This is a genomic window from Rhodopseudomonas sp. P1, assembly GCF_039642825.1.
Classification (GTDB): domain Bacteria; phylum Pseudomonadota; class Alphaproteobacteria; order Rhizobiales; family Xanthobacteraceae; genus Rhodopseudomonas; species Rhodopseudomonas palustris_H.
The window spans coordinates 4,599,028-4,618,998 of sequence record NZ_CP088006.1 but is presented as its reverse complement, the minus strand read 5'-3'; the positions used below and the strand labels follow the sequence as shown (position 1 = coordinate 4,618,998).

At 64.4% G+C, this 19,971-nt stretch carries 23 protein-coding genes; 13 read left to right on the top strand and 10 right to left on the bottom strand.

What is annotated here, in order from left to right; all coding sequences use genetic code 11:
* Positions 1 to 310 precede the first annotated feature (310 nt).
* Entirely contained in the window at positions 311 to 709 is a 399-nt protein-coding gene (locus LRC39_RS21340) for a hypothetical protein (RefSeq protein WP_346295566.1), read from the top strand.
* A 100-nt stretch (positions 710 to 809) separates the two neighbouring features.
* On the opposite strand, the gene LRC39_RS21335 is transcribed toward LRC39_RS21340, so the two are convergent.
* Complete coding sequence (locus tag LRC39_RS21335; RefSeq protein ID WP_205523377.1) at positions 810 to 1,904, bottom strand: AI-2E family transporter; 1,095 nt, start codon at positions 1,902 to 1,904, stop codon at positions 810 to 812.
* A 239-nt stretch (positions 1,905 to 2,143) separates the two neighbouring features.
* Between LRC39_RS21335 and LRC39_RS21330 the strand changes: the two genes are divergently transcribed.
* The 3 genes from LRC39_RS21330 (at position 2,144) to LRC39_RS21320 (ending at position 3,913) form a co-directional block, all read left to right on the top strand.
* Positions 2,144 to 2,920, top strand: coding sequence for a L,D-transpeptidase (locus LRC39_RS21330; protein WP_346295565.1), 777 nt, complete (start codon positions 2,144 to 2,146; stop codon positions 2,918 to 2,920).
* Positions 2,921 to 2,942: 22 nt separating this feature from the next.
* The gene (locus tag LRC39_RS21325) at positions 2,943 to 3,608 is read left to right on the top strand and encodes a DUF2865 domain-containing protein (RefSeq protein WP_346295564.1); all 666 of its coding nucleotides are present in this window, start codon (positions 2,943 to 2,945) and stop codon (positions 3,606 to 3,608) included.
* A gap of 143 nt (positions 3,609 to 3,751) precedes the next feature.
* Positions 3,752 to 3,913, top strand: a complete 162-nt coding sequence (locus tag LRC39_RS21320; protein ID WP_199851763.1) for a Thivi_2564 family membrane protein — start codon at positions 3,752 to 3,754, stop codon at positions 3,911 to 3,913.
* Positions 3,914 to 4,053: 140 nt separating this feature from the next.
* On the opposite strand, the gene LRC39_RS21315 is transcribed toward LRC39_RS21320, so the two are convergent.
* Together LRC39_RS21315 and LRC39_RS21310 are read right to left on the bottom strand one after the other, a co-directional pair.
* Entirely contained in the window at positions 4,054 to 4,254 is a 201-nt protein-coding gene (locus tag LRC39_RS21315; protein WP_107345818.1) for a CsbD family protein, read from the bottom strand.
* Between the two features lie 193 nt (positions 4,255 to 4,447).
* Positions 4,448 to 6,622 carry a malate synthase G gene (locus LRC39_RS21310; protein ID WP_346295563.1) on the bottom strand — a complete coding sequence of 725 codons (2,175 nt, stop codon included), beginning with the start codon at positions 6,620 to 6,622 and terminating at the stop codon, positions 4,448 to 4,450.
* A gap of 401 nt (positions 6,623 to 7,023) precedes the next feature.
* On the opposite strand from LRC39_RS21310, the gene cysG reads away from it, so the two are divergent.
* The 5 genes from cysG (at position 7,024) to LRC39_RS21285 (ending at position 12,034) form a co-directional block, all read left to right on the top strand.
* Positions 7,024 to 8,460 carry a siroheme synthase CysG gene (cysG, locus tag LRC39_RS21305; protein ID WP_346295562.1) on the top strand — a complete coding sequence of 479 codons (1,437 nt, stop codon included), beginning with the start codon at positions 7,024 to 7,026 and terminating at the stop codon, positions 8,458 to 8,460.
* Positions 8,457 to 8,771 (top strand): DUF2849 domain-containing protein, encoded by a 315-nt coding sequence (locus tag LRC39_RS21300; protein ID WP_164571513.1) that lies wholly within the window; start codon positions 8,457 to 8,459, stop codon positions 8,769 to 8,771. Before cysG ends, LRC39_RS21300 begins: the two co-directional genes overlap by 4 nt.
* Before the next feature lie 10 nt (positions 8,772 to 8,781).
* Positions 8,782 to 10,437 (top strand): nitrite/sulfite reductase, encoded by a 1,656-nt coding sequence (locus LRC39_RS21295; protein WP_346295561.1) that lies wholly within the window; start codon positions 8,782 to 8,784, stop codon positions 10,435 to 10,437.
* Complete coding sequence (locus tag LRC39_RS21290; protein WP_346295560.1) at positions 10,424 to 10,933, top strand: DUF934 domain-containing protein; 510 nt, start codon at positions 10,424 to 10,426, stop codon at positions 10,931 to 10,933. The genes LRC39_RS21295 and LRC39_RS21290 overlap by 14 nt, the downstream gene beginning before the upstream one ends.
* Before the next feature lie 165 nt (positions 10,934 to 11,098).
* Positions 11,099 to 12,034, top strand: coding sequence for a glutaminase (locus LRC39_RS21285; protein WP_264074507.1), 936 nt, complete (start codon positions 11,099 to 11,101; stop codon positions 12,032 to 12,034).
* 105 nt (positions 12,035 to 12,139) lie between these two features.
* Here the strand turns inward: LRC39_RS21285 and LRC39_RS21280 are convergent, their stop codons facing one another.
* Together LRC39_RS21280 and LRC39_RS21275 are read right to left on the bottom strand one after the other, a co-directional pair.
* Complete coding sequence (locus LRC39_RS21280) at positions 12,140 to 12,322, bottom strand: DUF2735 domain-containing protein (RefSeq protein ID WP_346295559.1); 183 nt, start codon at positions 12,320 to 12,322, stop codon at positions 12,140 to 12,142.
* Positions 12,319 to 12,534: a hypothetical protein gene (locus tag LRC39_RS21275; protein WP_346295558.1), complete on the bottom strand. Its 216-nt coding sequence runs from the start codon at positions 12,532 to 12,534 to the stop codon at positions 12,319 to 12,321. Before LRC39_RS21275 ends, LRC39_RS21280 begins: the two co-directional genes overlap by 4 nt.
* A 282-nt stretch (positions 12,535 to 12,816) precedes the next feature.
* Here LRC39_RS21275 and LRC39_RS21270 point away from each other — a divergent pair, with 282 nt between their 5' ends.
* The 4 genes from LRC39_RS21270 to LRC39_RS21255 all read left to right on the top strand — a co-directional run bounded on the left by LRC39_RS21270 (position 12,817) and on the right by LRC39_RS21255 (position 16,687).
* Positions 12,817 to 13,854: a glutamine synthetase beta-grasp domain-containing protein gene (locus tag LRC39_RS21270; protein WP_107345811.1), complete on the top strand. Its 1,038-nt coding sequence runs from the start codon at positions 12,817 to 12,819 to the stop codon at positions 13,852 to 13,854.
* A 245-nt stretch (positions 13,855 to 14,099) separates the two neighbouring features.
* The gene (locus LRC39_RS21265) at positions 14,100 to 14,615 is read left to right on the top strand and encodes a CAP domain-containing protein (protein WP_012497455.1); all 516 of its coding nucleotides are present in this window, start codon (positions 14,100 to 14,102) and stop codon (positions 14,613 to 14,615) included.
* Positions 14,616 to 14,710: 95 nt separating this feature from the next.
* Positions 14,711 to 15,850: a patatin-like phospholipase family protein gene (locus tag LRC39_RS21260; RefSeq protein ID WP_264074505.1), complete on the top strand. Its 1,140-nt coding sequence runs from the start codon at positions 14,711 to 14,713 to the stop codon at positions 15,848 to 15,850.
* A 48-nt stretch (positions 15,851 to 15,898) separates the two neighbouring features.
* Complete coding sequence (locus LRC39_RS21255; RefSeq protein ID WP_346295557.1) at positions 15,899 to 16,687, top strand: 3-hydroxybutyrate dehydrogenase; 789 nt, start codon at positions 15,899 to 15,901, stop codon at positions 16,685 to 16,687.
* 69 nt (positions 16,688 to 16,756) lie between these two features.
* On the opposite strand, the gene LRC39_RS21250 is transcribed toward LRC39_RS21255, so the two are convergent.
* The 5 genes from LRC39_RS21250 to LRC39_RS21230 all read right to left on the bottom strand — a co-directional run bounded on the left by LRC39_RS21250 (position 16,757) and on the right by LRC39_RS21230 (position 19,518).
* Positions 16,757 to 17,143, bottom strand: coding sequence for a type II toxin-antitoxin system RelE/ParE family toxin (locus LRC39_RS21250; protein WP_346295556.1), 387 nt, complete (start codon positions 17,141 to 17,143; stop codon positions 16,757 to 16,759).
* Positions 17,140 to 17,373: a hypothetical protein gene (locus tag LRC39_RS21245; protein WP_346295555.1), complete on the bottom strand. Its 234-nt coding sequence runs from the start codon at positions 17,371 to 17,373 to the stop codon at positions 17,140 to 17,142. The genes LRC39_RS21250 and LRC39_RS21245 overlap by 4 nt, the downstream gene beginning before the upstream one ends.
* A 158-nt stretch (positions 17,374 to 17,531) precedes the next feature.
* Positions 17,532 to 17,792 carry a BrnA antitoxin family protein gene (locus tag LRC39_RS21240; RefSeq protein ID WP_107345809.1) on the bottom strand — a complete coding sequence of 87 codons (261 nt, stop codon included), beginning with the start codon at positions 17,790 to 17,792 and terminating at the stop codon, positions 17,532 to 17,534.
* Positions 17,761 to 18,066 (bottom strand): BrnT family toxin, encoded by a 306-nt coding sequence (locus tag LRC39_RS21235; protein ID WP_107345808.1) that lies wholly within the window; start codon positions 18,064 to 18,066, stop codon positions 17,761 to 17,763. The genes LRC39_RS21240 and LRC39_RS21235 overlap by 32 nt, the downstream gene beginning before the upstream one ends.
* Positions 18,067 to 18,156: 90 nt before the next feature.
* The gene (locus tag LRC39_RS21230; protein WP_346295554.1) at positions 18,157 to 19,518 is read right to left on the bottom strand and encodes a lipopolysaccharide biosynthesis protein; all 1,362 of its coding nucleotides are present in this window, start codon (positions 19,516 to 19,518) and stop codon (positions 18,157 to 18,159) included.
* Positions 19,519 to 19,971: the final 453 nt, after the last annotated feature.

Sequence of the window (19,971 nt, the reverse complement as noted above, 5' to 3'; positions counted from 1 at the left end):
GGGCGGCGTTTTGCTTTTGCGAGTGCGTGATCCTTCGGAATCAAACAGGGCGCGGCTGGCATCACACAGCCGCGCCCTGTATCGCCGGCTTCGGGGCAGGGGGACTTAACCGGCGCCGGATGAACGCCGGTAGGCAAAAACCGTTCCGCGTCAACTGCTAAAAACGTTAACACGCTCTGTTGATCGATGGTTATCGAACCGCTTTGCCGCTCTCGCGATTAATCATTGTGTGCATCGCGAACGCGTAGTTGGCGGTGCCGCAACAGGGAAAAGCGGCATAACGCCAGCTACAACAAAGCGGCAAGATACCATGTCACAGATCGTGCGGGGAATTTTGGGCGCCATTGCTATCACCGGAACGCTTGGCGCGGCTCAACTGGCTGTCGGCGAAGACCTCGGTCACGCCGGACTGATGCATCAGGCGTCAGTCGCCGCACCGGCGGCCCAAGATGTCAACCGTTTGGGCAAAGCCGATCGTGCTGGTATCAGCGGCGATATGCAGCCCGGCCAGACCTTTTCCGTGACGCTGATCGGCCAATCGGTTCTCGTCCGAATCCCCAAGGAGCAGGCCGATGGAGCGGCGGGGAGCGCGCCCGCGGCCACCACCAAGCCGTCGATGGCGCCGAAGCGGATCGTGGCCTGCGAGCCGGTGGTGAGTGTCCTCACCGAGGTTGCCAAGCAGCTCCAGCCGGGACGTTGCGTCGCGTAACGCTTTCATCAGACAACAGAGCATCCGACATCCGCCCCTGGGGCGGATGTTTTCGTTTGAGGCGTTCGCGGTCAGCGGGCGTTAGGCCGGCGTGCCGGCCTCAGTCGCCGCCGGGAAGCTGCGGTGTGTCCTCGGGCATCAGGTGCTCCTTGAGCACCAGCCCGACGATCAGCAGCGGGGAGGCCAGGAAGCTTCCCATCGGCCCCCACAGCCAGGTCCAGAACGCCAGGGTGATGAATACCGCCAGCGCGTTCAGCGACAGCCGCCGCCCGATGATGGTGGGGGTGATGAAGTGGCCTTCGAAGAAGGTCAGGAGCGTGAAGCCCAACGGGGCCAGCAGTCCGGCTCCCAGGGTCGGCATGCTGATGATGCCGACCACCGTGAGCACCACGAACATCACGAACGGCCCGATGATCGGGATGAAATTCAGCACCGCGGCCAGCGCCCCAAGGCCGGCCGGGTTCGGCATCCCCGCGGCGGCGCAGATCAGGCCGGTGGCGGCGCCGTAGCACAGGTTGATGACGGTGACGGTCAGCAGATAGGCGCCGAGGCTGCCTTCGATCTCGTTGAGGATCCGCAGCGTCCGCAGCCGGGCATCGCGACCGGCGAACACCATCACCAGCGATCGGCGGAGATCCTTCCAGCTCGCCACGAACAGCACCAGCATGACCAGAAACAGCAGCAGTTCGGTCAGGGTCGGGGACAGGAATTCGAACACCCAGTCGATCTTCGGCATCTGAACCGAGCTCTGCGGCAGGCTTTCGGAGCCGCTCAACGAGCTTTGGATCTGCCGCCACATCTGCAGCGGCCGATCGAGCACGTGCAGCTTTTCGCGCAGCAGGGAGCCGACCTCGGGAATCCGGCTGCTCCACTCGATCAGCGGCGCCGAGATCAGCCCGATCATGAAGGTGACTGTGCCGAGCCCCAGCGCCACGATCAGCACCGCGCTGACCGCGCGGGGAATCCGGAAGCGCTCCAGGAAGCTCGCCGCCGGCGACACCATGGTGCCGACCACGAAGGCGGTGACCATCGGCAAAAAGAATGGCTTTCCGACGTACAGCAGGCCGACCAGCAGGATCACCAGCAGGGCGACCAAAGCGAGCGCAACGACTTCGGTGCGCCGGATCAGCGGCGGCCGCTCGTCCTTGCTGTCGGGAAGCGGCGTGCCGGCAGGCTCGGCTGGAAGTACGCGCAATGGACCACCCAGCGTCTGAGTTATGTGTGGAGACGTGGAAGTCGACGGCGAGCGGGCCGGATGACGGCGCAACCATCGAAGACTGCCGCTGCGTGCAACGACGATCGACCAAGAAGGTTCCGGGCTCGCTGCTGACGACTTCACGCATCGCTTGAACCAGATATGGGAACGGACTGGAGCGGGACCGCGTTCTCTCGCCGACGCCGAACGGACGTCGCAACTAACAGCGGGGACTCTCCATGATCACCACGATGCTGTCTGCATGCGTTCCGCAGCGGGGACGCGCGTTCAATTCGGTGGCGGCGACCGGTGCTGCGCTTTTGCTCGCGCTTGCGCTTCCGGCGACGCCGGCTGCCGCCCAGGCGCTCGGCTATGCGGCGCAGCCCCCACAGTTCGCCCCGTTCGAATCCGACGAGGCGGTGATTGCGCCGTCCGAACCCGCCGATAACGATGTTGCGGTCGACGCGAACGAGGACGCGCAGCTCCATGACCGGCTGCGCCGGACGGTGGTGAGCTATCCGAGCAAGGAGCCGGCCGGCACCATCGTGATCGATACCTCGAACACCTATTTGTATTACGTGCTCGGCGGCGGTCGGGCGATCCGCTATGGCGTCGGCGTCGGCCGCGAAGGCTTCACCTGGGCCGGCGTCCAGACCATCACCCGCAAGGCCGAGTGGCCGGACTGGCGGCCGCCGGCGGAGATGATTGCGCGTCAGCCCTATCTGCCGCGCTTTATGGCCGGCGGCCCGGGCAACCCGCTCGGTGCGCGGGCGATGTATCTCGGCTCCACCGCGTACCGCATCCACGGCACCAATGATCCTTCGACGATTGGCAAGTTCGTCTCCTCGGGCTGCATCCGGCTGACCAATGAGGACGTCGAGGACCTGTTCAGCCGGGCCGGGATCGGGACACGCGTCGTGGTGCTGCCGAAGTCGGGCTCGCATCCGATCGAAGCGCGCGCGACCCCGCGGCCCGGCCGGCAGGCCATGAACATCTCAGCCTCGTCGATCGACTAACGCCAGACAGCCGGAGACCGTCATGCGCAAGCTCGCCTCACGCCACATCGGAATCGGTGCCGCGGCACTTGCGGGTGTGACCGTGGTGACGCCTCCGGCGCATGCGCAGGATTTCTTTCAGGCGCTGTTCGGCGGCTTCCAGGCGCCGCGCTATCAGCCGCGGATGCCGGCGCTGCCGTTCGCCGACGATGGGTATGGCCGGGACACCCGTGAGCGGATGTCACGTCCGAGCGCACGCACCTATTCGACCGGCGGGCAGGCGTACTGCGTCCGCACCTGCGACGGCCGCTACTTCCCGATCTCGTCCAGCGGCGGCGATACCAAAGCCGAGACCTGCAACAGCTTCTGCCCGTCGAGCGACACCAAGGTGGTGTACGGCTCGTCGATCGAGAACGCCCGCACGTCCAGCGGCAAGTCGTATTCCGAATTGCCGAACGCCTTCAAATTCCGCACCGAGATCGTCGCCGGCTGCACCTGCAACGGCAAGGACCAGTTCGGCCTTGCCAAGATCTCGATCGAGGATGATCCGACGGTGCGCAAGGGCGACATCATCGCCGGCAAGGACGGCCTGATGGTCGCAGCCCGTAACGCCTCCGGCAACGACGGCAAGGTGGCGCTCGCCCCGGCCTCCGGCGCCGATCACGTCCGCGCCGGCTATTCCAAGGTCCCAGTGCTGGCTCAGGACTAATCCCTCGGCTGCCAACAGTTGGGAAGCCGCGCGTCTGCCGCGCGGTATTTCTCATGGGAAGTTACGCTAGTTCCGAATTTGGAACTGATCAGCGTCTTGGCGATTGATCCGGTGCGGCGCGACCGCGGGTTGGAGCTAGGAAGATGAGCATTCTGATCGGAATTCTGATTACATTTCTCGTCGTCATTTTGGTGCTGTATCTGATCAACATGCTGCCGATGGACGGCCGCGCCAAACAGATCGCACGGATCATCGTCATCATCATCGGCGTCGTATCGCTGTTGAAATATCTGGCGGTGTTCTAAGTCAGCAATCCGGCCGGGCGATCGCCCGGCCTTTTCTTTGGTCGCCGCAAAGCAGAATCGCCGTCAGTTATCTCGATACTGCCGACAAGCAAAAAGCCCCGGCTCTCGCCGGGGCTTCGCGTGTCGAGCTGTGATGTCGATCACTTAAGGGTCGAGAACCAGTCGTCGACGTCTTTGCGGACCTGGTCCTTGGCGTAGCCGTAGCGCTCCTGCAGCTTGCCTTCGAGCTGGTCGCGGCGGCCTTCGATCACGTTGAGATCGTCGTCGGTGAGCTTGCCCCACTTCTCTTTGACGTTGCCCTTGAACTGCTTCCAGTTACCTTCAACGCGGTTCCAATCCATCCTGTCCTCCAGTGTTTGGATGCCGGTCAACGGGCAGTGCTGAGGATGGTTCCGGCTTCCGCTGCGGCAAGCCGTCACCCGAGGCTTGCGGTCTGCGGCCTTGAAATCAGCAGCAAGTAACGAGCTACCAAAGCAAAAGACCTCCCCCTGGCGGGGGAGGTCTCGTGACTGCGGAAATAATAGGTCTGATGCCTTAGTGCGCCGAGTCGAGGTGCGCCGCCTTCGCTTCGCGGCGGCGCTCATGCAGGATAAACTCGGTGTAGCCGTTCGGCTGAGCGCGGCCCTTGAAGATCAGGTCGCACGCGGCTTCGAACGCGACGCCGTCGAAATCCGGCGCCATCGGCCGGTACAGCGCATCGCCCTCGTTCTGCTTGTCGACCACCACGGCCATCCGTTTCAGCGAATCCATCACCTGCTCCTTGGTGACGACGCCATGGTGCAGCCAGTTGGCGAGGTGCTGGCTGGAGATCCGCAGCGTGGCGCGGTCTTCCATCAGGCCGACGTCGTGGATGTCCGGCACCTTGGAGCAGCCGACGCCCTGGTCGATCCAGCGCACCACGTAGCCGAGGATGCCCTGGCAGTTGTTGTCGATCTCCTGGCGGACATCGTCCGGCGCCCAGTTCGAATTCGACACCGGGATGGTGAGGATGTCTTCGAGCTTGGCGCGCGGGCCGCCCTTGGCCAGTTCCTCCTGGCGCGCGATCACGTCGACCTGGTGATAGTGCAGCGCGTGCAGCGTTGCTGCGGTCGGCGACGGCACCCAGGCGGTGGTGGCGCCGGCCTGCGGGTGGCCGATCTTCTGCGCGATCATGTCGGCCATCTTGTCCGGCGCCGCCCACATGCCCTTGCCGATCTGGGCATGGCCGGGCAGGCCATCGACCAGACCGGTGTCGACGTTCCAGTCCTCGTAGGCCTTGATCCAGGGCTGCGCCTTCATCTCGTTCTTGCGGATCATCGGACCCGCTTCCATCGAGGTGTGGATCTCGTCGCCGGTGCGGTCGAGGAAGCCGGTGTTGATGAAGCAGATCCGCTTGCTCGCATTCTGAATGCAGGCCTTGAGGTTCACCGTGGTGCGGCGCTCCTCATCCATGATGCCGACCTTCAGCGTGTTCTCGGTCAGTCCGAGCATCTTTTCGACGCGGCCGAACAGCTCGACGGTGAGGGCGACTTCGTCCGGACCGTGCATCTTCGGCTTGACGATGTAGACCGAGCCGGTGCGGCTGTTGCGGGTCTTGCCGAGGTGCTTCAGATCGTGGATCGCGATTAGGCCCGACACCGCGGCGTCGAGGAAGCCTTCCGGGATCTCCTGACCTTCGCTGTCGAGCACCGCATCGGTCCACATGTGGTGACCGACGTTGCGCATCAGCAGCAGGCTGCGGCCGTGCAGCGAGATTTCCTTGCCGTCCGGCGCGGTGTAGGTGCGGTCGCCGTTGAGCGCGCGGGTAACGGTCTTGCCGCCCTTCTCGAAGCTCTCCGACAGCGTGCCGTCCATCAGGCCGAGGGTGTTGCGATAGATCAGCACCTTGTCGTCGGCGTCGACGGCGGCGACCGAGTCTTCCATGTCGAGAATGGTCGAGACCGCCGACTCGATGATCAGGTCGGCGACGCCGGCCGGGTCGTCTTTACCGATGGCGCTGGCGCGGTCGATCTTGATCTCGATGTGCAGGCCGTTGTTGACCACCAGCACCGCGCTCGGACCAGCGGCATCACCGCGGAAGCCGGCGAACTGCGCCGGCTTCTTCAGACCGGTGGCATTGCCGCTCTTCAGCTTGGCCGATAGCTGGCCGGCGATCACGCTGTAGCCGGTGACGTCGCTGTGGCTGCCGGTGGCAAGAGGCGCGGCCTGGTCGAGGAACGCCTTGGCCTTGGCGATCACCTTGTCGCCGCGGGCCTTGTCGTAGCCCTTGGCCTGGGTGGCTTCCTGCGGGATCGCGTCGGTGCCGTAGAACGCGTCGTACAGCGAGCCCCAGCGTGCATTCGCGGCGTTCAGCGCGTAGCGCGCGTTCGACAGCGGCACCACCAGCTGCGGGCCGCACAGCTTGCCGATCTCTTCGTCGACATTGGCGGTCTCGACCGGCGCGGTCGCCGGCTCGGGCTGCAGGTAGCCGATCTCCTTCAGGAACGCGGTGTAGGCCGCCATGTCCTGCTTCTTGCCCTTGTTGGCGAGATGCCACGCATCGATCTTGGCCTGCAGATCGTCGCGGGTCTTCAGCAGCGCGCGGGTCTTCGGCGCCAGATCACGAACGATCGCAGCGAGTCCGGCCCAGAATACGTCGGGAGCGATGCCGGTTTTCGGCGCGGCCTCCTTGGCGATGAAGTCGAACAGCACAGGCGCGATTTTCAGTCCGTGGGCGTCAATACGATTCATTTTTGGATGTCTCGCGAGAAAACGGCGCGCTGGCGCCTTTTCAGGGGTCAAATGACCGGTCGCCGCGTAGCGGCGCCGGGTGCTCCTTTTAGCGTCAAAGGTCGCCAAAAGAGAAGGCCCGCCCTGTCTGGCCGCGGTCAGGCGCCGCCGGGAACCCCTTTCGTTCCCGGCCCCAACGCCGATCTGCCGGGAGTCGCGGCAGGAAGGCGGGCGGCATGGCCCTTGCTCAGCTCAGACTCCAGATGCGGCCGAGAAAGACTGTCTCTGATAAGTGGCGACGAGGGCTGAAATTTCTCTACGGATCGGCGGAGGTGGAATGGAATGATTTTCTTCCGACCCTGCTTGTGTCGCGGAAGCGGAGAAAATAATTCTAAACAGCCCCAGGTGGCGATGGAGCGGACATGCGATTTCTTCCAGTGTTTCTGGATCTGGCGACGGGACCCGTGGTGCTGGTGGGTGCCGGCGAGATGGCGCGCGCCAAGCTGCGGCTGTTGCTCGGCGCCGGTGCTTCGGTCCGCTGGTACGTCACCGATGGCGACCGCGATCTGGCCGGCCTGACCGAGGCCGAGCGGGCGCGGGTGAGTTTCCCGGACGGCGATCCGGCCGCCGCCGACCTCACCGGGACGATCGCGCTGCTGTGTGCGGGCGCTGGCGAGATCGCCGCCCCGCTGGCCGCGAAGGCGCGGGCACTCGGCGTGCCGGTCAATGTCATGGACGAGCTGTCGCACTCGACCTTCATCTTTCCCGCGATCGTCGATCGTGGCGACGTCGTGGTGGCGATCGGTACCGGCGGGTCTTCGCCGGTGGTGGCGCGCCGCCTCCGCGAACTGATCGAAACCGTGGTGCCGGCGCGGATCGGCGAACTGGCCGCGCTGATCGGCCGCTGGCGCACGCCGATCAAGGCACGGATTCCTGAATTCCCGCTGCGCCGCCGGTTCTGGGAGCGCGTCGTCGACGGTCCGATCGGCCGCGCGGTGCTCGACGGGCGGCTGGCCGATGCCGAGACCGAACTGAAGAAGATCGACGATGCCACCGACTACGCGCGGCATTCGCTCGGCCGCCGCGCTGACGGTCACGTCAGCATCGTCGGCGCCGGTCCCGGTGATCCTGATCTCCTCACCTTGAAGGCTCTGCGGGCGCTGTCGGACGCCGACGTGGTGTTCTACGACGAGCTGGTTTCGCCCGAGATCCTCGACCGCATCCGGCGCGACGCCAAACGCGTGCCGGTCGGCCGCCGTGTCGGCCAGCCGGGCATCGGTCAGGACGCGATCAACAAGCTGTTGATCGAAGCGGCCCGGTCCGGCCAGCGCGCGGTGCGGCTGAAGGGCGGCGATCCATTCGTGTTCGGCCGCGGCGGCGAAGAGGTCGAAGCGCTGCGCGAGGCCGGCGTGTCTTACGCGGTGGTGCCGGGCATCAGCGCGGCGCTTGGTGCGGCCTCGCAGTTCGAGGTGCCGCTGACCTATCGCCACGAGGCGCTCCGCATCACCTTCCTCACCGCCCACAAGGCCAAGGATGCCGAGGCCGTCGACTGGTCGGCGCTGACTGATCAGAGGATGACGGTCGTGGTGTATATGGGCATGAGCGCGGCGCCGACGATCCGCGAAGGGCTGCTCGCCGCCGGCCGCGCGGCCGATACGCCGGTCGGCGTGTTCGCGCGGGTGACGCGTCCGGACGCTGGTTCGGCTGTCGGCACGCTCGATGAGCTGCCGGCGCTGGTCGAGCAGGTCGACGGCGGGCCGGCACTGCTGGTGATCGGCGACGTCGTCGCGCACTCGGCGCCGTGGCGCCAGCAACAACTCCTGCAACTCGTTTCGACCTATCAGATGGCCGCCGAATGACGTCCCCGCTGCAACAGAAGATCAAGATCACCGGTCCCTCGGTGGTGACTGCAAACCGCACCACCGATGGCGTGGTGATTTACCGAACCGCGCAGAGCGGCTGGTCGACCGATCTGGCCGACGCCGCCATCGTGCGCGAAGCCGAGCCGGCGCGGGCGCTGCTCGCCGCTGCGACCGCCGACGATGTCGGCGCGGTCGGTGCCTATATCGCGCCGGTGGAAATCGGCGCCGACGGGGCAATTAGTCCCGGCAATCTGCGCGAGAAAATCCGCCGCGACGGCGTCACCATCGCGCTGCCCGTCCAGGCTTGAGGGCTGTTTCATGTATGCTTATGACGACATCGACCGCGCCATCGTTCACGAGCGGGTCGAAGAATTCCGCGACCAGGTGAGCCGCCGCCTGTCGGGCGACCTCACCGAGGACGAGTTCAAGCCGCTGCGGCTGATGAACGGCGTCTACCTGCAGCTTCACGCCTACATGTTTCGCGTCGCGATTCCGTACGGCACGCTGTCGTCGGCGCAGCTCCGGAAGCTGGCGCATGTGGCGCGGACCTACGACCGCGGCTACGGCCATTTCACCACCCGGCAGAACATCCAGTTCAATTGGATCGCGCTGAAGGATCTGCCCGATGCGCTTGCGGATCTTGCTGAAGTCGGCATCCACGCGATGCAGACCTCCGGCAATTGCACCCGCAATGTCACCGCCGATCAGTGGGCTGGCGTTGCGCCGGGCGAGGTCGAGGACCCGCGGGTCTGGGCCGAGATCCTGCGCCAGCACACCGCGCTGCATCCGGAATTCTCGTTCCTGCCGCGCAAGTTCAAGTTCGCCATCACTGCGTCCGATCACGATCGCGCCGCGATCAAGATCCACGACATCGGCCTGAAGCTGGTCAGGAACGACGCGGGCGAGACCGGCTTCGAAGTTCTGGTCGGCGGCGGGCTTGGTCGCAGCCCGTTCATCGGCCGCACCATCAAGTCGTTCGTCGCAGGCCGTGACATCCTCAGCTACATCGAGGCGATCCTGCGCGTCTACAATCAGTACGGACGCCGCGACAACATCTACAAGGCGCGCATCAAGATCCTGGTGCACGAACTCGGTATCGAGAAGTTCGCCGCCGAGGTCGAGCAGGCGTGGCGCGAGATCGCCGACGGCCCGCTGACGCTCGACGACGAGATGATCGAGGACATCCGCTCGCGCTTCATCTATCCGGCCTATGAAAAGCTGCCGGCCGAACCGGACGAGCTGCGCGCTGCGGCCGGCGACCCGCGCTTCGAAGCGTGGCGCAACAACTCGGTCGCGCCGCATCGCCAGGATGGCTATGCCATCGTGACGTTGTCGCTGAAGCCGGCAGGCGGCCCGCCCGGTGATGCCACCGCCGAACAGATGGATGCGGTCGCAGATCTGGCCGACAAATACTCGTTCGGCGAGATCCGCGTCGGCCACGAACAGAATTTGGTCCTGCCGCACGTTGCCAAGCGCGACCTGCCGGCGCTGTGGGCCGCGCTCGACAAGCTCGGCCTCGCCACGCCGAACGTCGGTCTGGTCAGTGACATCATTGCTTGCCCGGGCCTCGATTACTGCTCGCTGGCGAATGCGCGGTCGATCCCGATCGCTCAGGAACTGTCGCGCCGGTTCGCCAGCCCCGAGACCGCCGCGCTGATCGGGCGGCTGCACATCAACATCTCCGGCTGCATCAATGCCTGCGGCCATCACCACGTCGGGCATATCGGCATTCTCGGTGTCGAGAAGAACGGCGAAGAGTTCTATCAGATCACCATCGGCGGTCGTGCCGACGAGGGCGCTGAGCTCGGGGTGCTGATCGGCCCCGCGGTGCCGTACGGCGAAGTCGCCGACGTGATCGAAGATATCGTCGAGGCCTATCTCAGCCTGCGGCAGCGGCCGGACGAATTGTTCGTCGACGCCGTCAAGCGCCTCGGCGTCGAGCCCTTCAAGGAGCGGGTCTATGCCACTCGTTAAGAACGGACAGATTGCGACCGATGAGTTCGTCCTCGTCGCCGACGACGCAGAGTTGCCGGCCGCTGGTTCGGTGTTGATCTCGGCTACGCGCTTCCTGGCCGATCCCGAGCGGCTGGTGGCGCGCAACAGCCCGCTCGGCGTGATCTGGCCGAACAACCGCGATGTCGCCGAGCTGAAGCCCTGGCTCGACCGCCTGGCGCTGATCGCGCTGGTGTTTCCGACCTACAAGGATGGCCGCGCCCACAGCCAGGCGCGGCGGCTGCGCGAGGTCTATGGTTATCGCGGCGAACTGCGCGCCACCGGGCAGGTGCTGCGCGATCAGTTCACCTTCCTGGTCCGCAATGGCTTCGACGCGCTCGACGTCAAGAAGGAATCCGACGCGCACGCCTTCGGCGAAGCGACGCATCGCTACACCGAGTTCTATCAGCCCACCGGCGACGGTCACCGCAGCGCGCTGCAGCTCCGCCGCCAGCGGCATCTGACGTCGGCGAGTTAAGCCGCAGTTCTCCACGCTGTCATTGCGAGGAGCGTAGCGACGAAGCAATCCAGAGGCCGCACGCGTGGCTCCTGGATTGCTTCGCTTGGCTCGCAATGACGGGGAGAAGCTTCGACCATCACGCCGCCGTTGACCTGGTGCGCGCTTTGCATCAAATGCGCCGCCATGAGCAATCAGCTTCTCGACCGTATCGTAGCCGAAATCGCCGATGAGATGGCGCAGCGGACGGACCGCGGCGAGGTGGCGAGCTACATTCCGGAACTGGCGCGGGTCGATCCGAAAGCCTTCGGCCTCGCGGTGATCGGTGCCGACGGCCATGTCGCCGCCGCCGGTGATGCCGACGTGCCGTTCTCGATCCAGAGCATCTCGAAGGTGTTCACGCTGACGCTGGCGCTCGGCAAGGCCGGCGATCGGCTGTGGCGGCGGGTCGGCCGTGAGCCGTCGGGCTCCGCCTTCAACTCGATCGTGCAGCTCGAGCACGAGCGCGGCATTCCGCGCAATCCGTTCATCAATGCCGGCGCGATCGCCGTCACCGATCTGATCCTGTCCGGGCATCAGCCACGCGAAGCGCTCGGCGAGATCCTGCGCTTCATGCAGTTTCTGGCAGGCGATTCCACGGTCGCGATCGATGAAGCGGTGGCGAAATCCGAGCAGCGCACCGGGTTCCGCAACGCTGCGCTCGCCAACTACATGAAATCGTTCGGGGTGCTGGACAATCCGGTCGAGTACACGCTCGGCGTCTATTTCCATCATTGCGCGATCGCGATGAGCTGCCGGCAGCTGGCGATGGCCGGCCGCTTCCTGGCGCATAACGGCCAGAACCCATCGACCGGACTCAACGTGGTGTCGAGCGAACGCGCGCGCCGCATCAACGCGCTGATGCTGACCTGCGGCCACTATGACGGTTCGGGCGAATTCGCCTATCGGGTCGGCCTGCCGGGCAAGAGCGGAGTCGGCGGCGGCATCCTTGCGGTGGCGCCGGGCAAGGCCTCGATCGCGGTGTGGGCGCCGGGGCTCGATGCCGCGGGCAACTCCCATCTCGGGCGCGTCGCGCTGGAGGCGCTGACCAAGCGCATGGGCTGGTCGATCTTCGGCGTCTGACGATCCGGCGGGCGACCCGGCGCAACAAAAAGGGCCGAACGCGTGCGCCGGCCCTTCGTCAGTCGCTCTGATGATCGCGGCGGCGGCGCCGCGCAAGCTGCGGTGTCATGGCCGCTTGGTGGACTGCTCTTCAAGCATCGCGATCTCGTGATACCAGCTCGAGCAGGTCAGGATATTGGCCGGATTCGACGTCGCCTCGCTGCTCGGAAGCGCGGTGCGGTTGGCTCCATCCCGGCCGCCGACCGGGAACTGGTAGATCTTGGCGGAGGTCTGATTCAGGCTACTCACGCGATCTCTCCTTTCTCTCCTTCGGGTCGATGAAGCTGGCTCGACGAGCGGTCCGGCCGCGCGTCGCAACGGATGATAACGCGATTGCTTCGCGTGCAGGCAGAATGATCAACAAAGAACCAGCCGTTGGCGTTTCTTTGCGCATTCGCCCGTTTGCTGACGAACTCGGCACTGGATTGATGCAACGCGGCCGGGATGGCTTGGTTGCGCATTCCCCCTTCCGAGAAAATCCTGCGCCCGAGGGGTTAATTTTGTTCACCGCCGTGGGTGCGGGGAAATACGGAGGAATCTGGCGTTTCGCGCTCTACGACGGGGCAGGGCCGATACGGTCTTGCGCGTCGAAGTTGCCGCGGGACCGCCGCGGACCTGCCTGCGGCGATTTGGCTCATTCTGGCATATTAAATGCTTCATGTTCGCAGGACCGAAGGCCGCCGGGTGCGGTTCCGTGTCCGTCATCGGCCGAATGCCGGTGGCATCTCCAACGAGAGGACCGCATGACCAAGTACAAGCTCGAGTACATTTGGCTCGACGGCTACAAGCCGACGCCGAACCTGCGCGGCAAGACCACCATCAAGGAATTCGAGATCTATCCGACGCTCGAGCAGCTTCCGCTGTGGGGTTTCGACGGCTCGTCCACGATGCAGGCCGAAGGCCATAGCTCGGACTGCGTGCTGAAGCCGGTTGCGATGTACCCGGACGCTGCGCGGAACAACGGCATTCTGGTTCTGTGCGAAGTGATGATGCCGGACGGCGTCACCCCGCATCCGACCAATACCCGCGCCACCATTCTGGACGACGAAGGCGCCTGGTTCGGTTTCGAACAGGAATACTTCTTCTACAAGAACGGGCGCCCGCTCGGCTTCCCCGAGGCCGGCTATCCGGCGCCGCAGGGCCCGTATTACACCGGCGTCGGCTACAAGCACGTCGGTGACATCGCCCGCCAAATCGTCGAAGAGCATCTCGACCTCTGCCTCGCCGCCGGCATCAACCACGAAGGCATCAATGCCGAGGTGGCGAAGGGCCAGTGGGAATTCCAGGTGTTCGGCAAGGGTTCGAAGACCGCCGCCGACCAGATGTGGATGGCGCGCTACCTGATGCTGCGTCTCACTGAGAAGTACGGCATCGATATCGAGTTCCACTGCAAGCCGCTCGGCGACACCGACTGGAACGGCTCGGGCATGCACTGCAACTTCTCGACCAGCTACATGCGGGAAGTCGGCGGTAAGGAGTATTTCGAATCGCTGATGAAGGCGTTCGAAGACAACCTCGACGACCACATCGCGGTGTACGGTCCGGACAACCACATGCGGCTCACCGGCAAGCACGAGACCGCACCGTGGAACAAATTCTCCTACGGCATCGCCGATCGCGGCGCCTCGATCCGCGTGCCGCACTCCTTCGTCAACAACGGCTACAAGGGCTATCTGGAAGATCGCCGCCCGAACTCGCAGGGCGACCCCTACCAGATCGCGTCCCAGGTTCTGAAGACGATTTCGTCGGTCCCCACCTCGAAGTCGGCGGCCGCCGCCTGAACCTCCACGGCGACTGCTCGCGGCCCGGACGCAAGTCCGGGCCGTTGCCGTTTTGATCCTCAGCCCGATTGCTCTGGTTTTGCTTTGGCGCGTTTTTTCGCGCGGACTCCTGGTCCATTCGGTCACCAGCCCTCGGCCGCCATCTTCACCTTTCAGCCACTGTTGACGTGCAACAACTGCCCGGCGCGTCGTGAGCCGGTGACGGGCCGGCAGTGCCGATCGCGCGCGAATGGGGAATCTGGACAATGTTTCGCGGGGTGATGGCCGTTCTCGGCCTGTTGGTGCTGGCCGGTTGTGCCGGCGGCGATGTCGCACCGTCGGTCGATACGCCGTCGATGTATCAGAGCATGGCGCGCGAGGGTGCCAAGGTCGATGTCGCCGCAGCGGCCGTCATGATCTCACAATATCGCCAGAACAACGGGCTCGGCCCGGTGACGGTCGATCCGGCGCTGACCAAGCTGGCCGAGGACCAGTCCTCGACCATGGCAAGGCGCAACAAGCTCGACCATGACGTCAAGGCGCCGCTGGCCCAGCGGCTGAACGCCTCGGGGTATCCGGCAGCGGTTGCGGTCGAGAACGTCTCGGCGGGCTATCACACGCTGGCGGAAGCGTTTTCGGGCTGGCGGGATTCGCCGCCGCATCGGGCCAACATGCTGAAGAATGGCGTCGACCGGATCGGCATCGCCGCCAGCTATGCGCCGGGCACCAAATACAAGGTGTTCTGGACCATGATCCTCGCCTCCACCGACACGCCACGATAAAGCGGGCGTGATCGACTCCCGCCGTTGGCGCAATTGACGCTGGCGCCGCGCATCGCCAAGTTGCCGGCGTTCTTGCTTAAGGTGCGACCGACCAGATGGACTCGACACCGCACAGGAAGGCCGCAAGGCCCTGCGACGCGCGCCGCGTGCTGGTGCTGCAAGGCGGCGGGGCGCTCGGCGCGTATCAGGCCGGCGCCTATCAGGCGCTGTGCCATCACGATTTCGAGCCGCAATGGCTCGCCGGCATCTCGATCGGCGCCATCAACGCTGCGATCATCGCCGGCAATCCGCGCGAGCAGCGCGTCGAGAAGCTGAAGCAGTTCTGGGAGATGGCATCGTCGCCGGTGCCGTGGCAGCCGCTGCTGCGCGATGATCATGTGCATTCGTTGTTCAACGAGACCTCGGCGGCGATGATCGCCACCTTCGGGGTGCCGGGCTTCTTCACCCCGCGGTTTCCGCCGACGCACCTGCTGCCGTCTGGCAAACCCTCCCACCTCAGCTATTACGACACCGCGCCGCTGCGTTCGACGCTGGAGCGGCTGGTCGATTTCGACCGCCTCAACCACAACGGCATCCGCCTGAGTGTTGGTGCGGTCAACATCGTCACCGGCAACTTCGTGTATTTCGATACCACCAAGCAGACCATCGGCCCTGAGCACATCATGGCTTCGGCCGCGTTGCCGCCCGGCTTTCCGGCGATCGAGATCGACGGCGAGTTTTATTGGGACGGCGGCGTCGCCTCCAATACGCCGCTTGACTACGTGCTGGACTGCGAGCAGCGCGACGATCTCTTGATCTTCCAGGTCGATCTGTTCAGCTCCCGCGGCCGCCTGCCGGAAACATTGCTGGAGGCCGCCGAGCGCGAGAAGGACATCCGCTATTCCAGCCGCACCCGGCTGAATACCGACAAGAACAAGATGATCCACAACACCCGCAAGGCGCTGCGCGATCTGATCGATCGGCTGCCGGCGGAATTGCGTGACGATCCGGCCTACGCCATCCTGCATGAGGCGGCCAAAGAGAACACCGTCACCGTCGTGCATCTGATCTATCGTAAGCGGGACTATGAGGCGTCGTCGAAGGACTACGATTTCTCCCGGCTGAACATGATCGAGCATTGGAAGGCCGGCGAGCAGGACGTCTACGTCTCGATGCGCGACCAGAGCTGGCAACAGGCGCCGCAGGACGGCGAGACCATGGTGACCTGGGACCTCACCCGGGATGCATTCGAATAAGCGGCCCGATCTGCGCCGCTTTCTCAACCTCGCGAACAGGAGCGGATGATGACGAATCTGACAGGCAAGACGGCGGTCGTGACCGGCTCGACCTCGGGCATCGGGCTCAGCTATGCGCGCGCCTTCGCCAAGGCCGGCGCCAACGTCGTGATCAACGGCATGGGCGACGCGGACGCGATTGAGAAAGAGCGCAAGGCGATCGAGACCGATTTCGCCGTCAAGGCAGTATATTCTCCGGCCGACATGCTGAAGCCCGCCGAGATCGCCGAGATGATCAAGCTCGGCGAAACCACCTTCGGTTCGGTCGATATCCTCGTCAACAACGCGGGCATCCAGTTCGTGTCGCCGATCGAGGACTTCCCGGTCGAGAAGTGGGACGCGATCATCGGCATCAACCTGTCGTCGGCGTTCCACGGCATCCGCGCCGCGGTGCCGGGCATGAAGAAGCGCGGCTGGGGCCGCATCATCAACACCGCCTCGGCGCACTCGCTGGTCGCCTCGCCGTTCAAGTCGGCCTATGTGGCCGCCAAGCACGGCATCGCCGGCCTGACCAAGACCGTGGCGCTGGAGCTCGCCACCCACAAGATCACCTGCAACTGCATCTCGCCCGGTTACGTCTGGACGCCGCTGGTCGAGAAGCAGATCCCCGACACCATGAAGGCGCGTAGCCTCACCAAGGAGCAGGTGATCAACGACGTCCTGCTCGCCGCTCAGCCGACCAAGCAGTTCGTCACGCCGGAACAGGTCGCGGCACTTGCGGTCTACCTCTGCGGTGACGACGCCAGCCAGATCACCGGCGCCAACCTGTCGATGGACGGCGGCTGGACTGCGGCTTAAGGCGGGTTGAGGCCGCCCACATTCGGTCGGGCTCCGCCTTCGCCTCACGAACGAACGTCATCCTCCGCGCTAGCGGAGGATCCAGTATTCCAGAGCGTCATGGCCGTGGAACACTGGATCGCCCGTAATGCCGGGCGACAACGTTGGTCGATGAGTAGGGCGCCTAATCGCTCTGCTGCATCGGCGCTCGCGCCGTATGACGGTGTGCAGAATCTCGATCTTGGATTCTTGCACGCGATAGAAGACCCGAAATGGATAGCGCACCACGGCTGCCGATCGAATGTCGGGACGTTGTGTGACCTTGGGCGCCGAAGCGGGAGCCGATGCGATCCGAGCAATCACATTTTCGATCCGCGCGCCGATCGATCGGGCAACTCTCGGGTTTGCGTGCTCGCCGTAATAGGCTGAGATCTGGTCGATGTCGGCGAGAGCCTGCCGGGAGTAAACGACCTTCATCGACCGAATTTGGCGAACGCAGTTCGGATTTCGTCGTCGGTTGCCTGTTCGCCTGCGTCGAGCGCAGCAACCGCAGCATCGATGATCCGCAGTTCTTCGGCGCTGGCGTGATACCGGTCGGCCTGAAGCTCGCTTTCGATCTCGCGAGCGACAGCGGCCAGTTCCTCCCGCGCCGCCACCGGCCAGGATTCCGCCCGCTTGATCAGATCCTCGAGGTTGTCCGCGCTCATTCTGAAACTATAGCACGAGACGGTGAGACGGTCAGTAGCGTCCAGACCGCTTGATCTAGCCTTTGCTGCCGAACGCCAGCACATGCAGGCCGAGGCGTTTGCAGACGATCCAGAACAGCATCACGGTTTCGAAGGTCAGCGCCGCTTGATGCTTGCGGCTATCTTTTCGCCCGCTTTTGCACTGCTTGCTCCAGAGCCATCCGGATGTAGCGTTGATAGGGGACACCTGCAGCCTTCGCCTGCTGGCGGACGGCAGACAGCAGTTGCTCCGGCAGTCGCAGGTTGACCGATTTGTCTTTCGGCTTCATTTCGAACTGCATGGTGACCATGCCCGACAGGTCGTAATCGGAGAGGTCCGCGTCGGCGACGAAGGCTTCCGCCTCGGCGTCACTTTCCAGCTTTGGCAGCTTCTTCTTCATAGGCGGCGATCTCCTTGCGGTGCATGTAGCGGGCGCTAATAGGCCGGATGAGCGTTCGCTCGCGCAGCGTTCTGAGGGTGAAGACCACGAACACCATTCGTCCCGCTTCGGTGCGGCCAATTGCCTTGAAGCGCTCCTCGGTCGTGGAGTGAGCCGGATCAGGAAACACGCTTACCGGGCCGCGAAACAGGCCTTCGATTTCGGCGACCGTCACGCCATGTTTGGCGCATTTGGCTCGGTTTCCGAGATCCCAATCAAAGCCGGCAACTTTCATCGGCCGCCTCTAGCCAAATAGGCATTTGTATAGACAAATGTCAATGCGCAGCCAATATCCGAACTGCCTCGAACAGAGCCTTAAGTCGTCTCAGTGCGCCTTCGCGCCGAACGCCAACACGTGCAGGCCGAGGCGTTTGCGGACGATCCAGAACAGCATCACGGTTTCGAAGGTGAGGGCTGCGGAGGTGGCGGCGGCGGCGCCGTAGCCGCCGAAGCGGGGCACCAGGATCAGGCACAGCGCGAGATTGACTGCGAACGCCAGCGCGTAAGCGAGCGCGCAGACATGCTGGTGGCCGAGCATGTTGAGCAGCCGCTCCACCGGCCCGATCGCGGCGCGGACCATCAGGCCGATCGCCGCAACGAACATGATGCCGTAGCCGGACGTGAATTGCGGCCCGAACAGCCACAGCAGCGGTTCGCCGAGCGCCAGCAGCGCCAGCGTTGCGACCAGCGACGGCCAGAACGTCCACACGATCGCGTGGCGGACATACGCCGCCAATCGGACTTTGTCGCCGGCGGCGTTGTATTCGGTGAAGCGATGCGCGGTGGTGGCCGACATCGCGTAGTGAATGAACGACACCAGCGCCAGCGTCTTCACCACCGCATAGTAGATACCGACTTCCTCGGGCGTGCTGAACTGCTGCAGCACCAGCACGTCGGTGTAGGACAACAGCAGATAGAAGCTCTCGACCAGCAGGATCGGCAGTGAGGTGGCGAGCCAGCCGCGGATGTCGTAGGCACGCGGGCCGGGCGGGACGTGGCCGGCGAGCCGGCGGTTGAGCGCGATCATCTGTCCGAGCATCGCGATCCACACTGCCGCGCAGCTCGCCGCCATCGCGGCCACCGCGCCGAGCTCGAAGCCGATCACGAACAGCCCGGCGGTGAAGCCGATGATCAGCGCCTGCCGGATGATGAATTGCGGCATCAGCCCGAGCCGCATCCAGTCGTGCGAGCGGGCGATGCCGTCCTGGGTGTTGGCGACCACAAAAGCCGGCAACGTCAGGCAACCGAGATACAGCGGCACGACGGTGGCGTCGCCGATCAGCGGCGCCAATGCCCAGACCAGGAGCGCGAGCAGCAGCGACACCACGCTCGAGGCCGCCAGCGTGCCCCAACGGCTGCCGGACAGAAAGCCGCGCAGCCCGTCGAGCTCGCCGCGCGCGCGATATTCCGGAATGATCTTCTGGGCCGAGGCGGAGATGCCGAAATCCAGCATCGATCCGAGCAACAGCACCCAGGTCCAGACATAGACGTAGATGCCGTAATCCGAGCCGCCCATCCAGCGCGCCAGCAGGATCTGCGCCCCATAGGCGAGGCCGGCACTGACGACACGGATCAGGAAGATGGTGCCGGCGAGCCGGTTGGTGAGCGAAGCTTCGTTGGAACCGCCGAACAGAGCGGTGAGGCGCGCTTTCAGCGCCGCCAGGGGCGTTGCTGGTGGAGAATCCATGACAGCCAAAAGCGTTTCCCCGAACCGGCCGCGTCGGGCGCGACGCGGCGTCGATCTCGTCTAGCAACCAAATGTTAAGATTCGGTTCGGTGTGGCAGGGACGCCGTCACCCCGCGCCGCCATACGCAACGTGTGCAGTCAACTGCGGGCCTTGCGCCAGCGCGCGCATGAGGTTGTGAGCCTGCCGCGGCATCTCAAATGATCTGAGTGTGTGCTCACCTGGATGTGCGATGACGGCGAGTTGTTCATACGCGTTGGAAAGCTTCTAATCGTTGCTGATCACTTTGCTGGCAGGCAGCGAGATGCGTGATGCAGGCTGAGATTGCGGGCTCAGGAGCCGCGTCAGGAAAATCACTACAACGCAAGTTGTCACAGCCCAATTCGTGAGCAGCTAAGTAACAACACGGTGACGTCGAATGTCGATTTATAGCGATGTAGTCAGTGGTTGAGCGA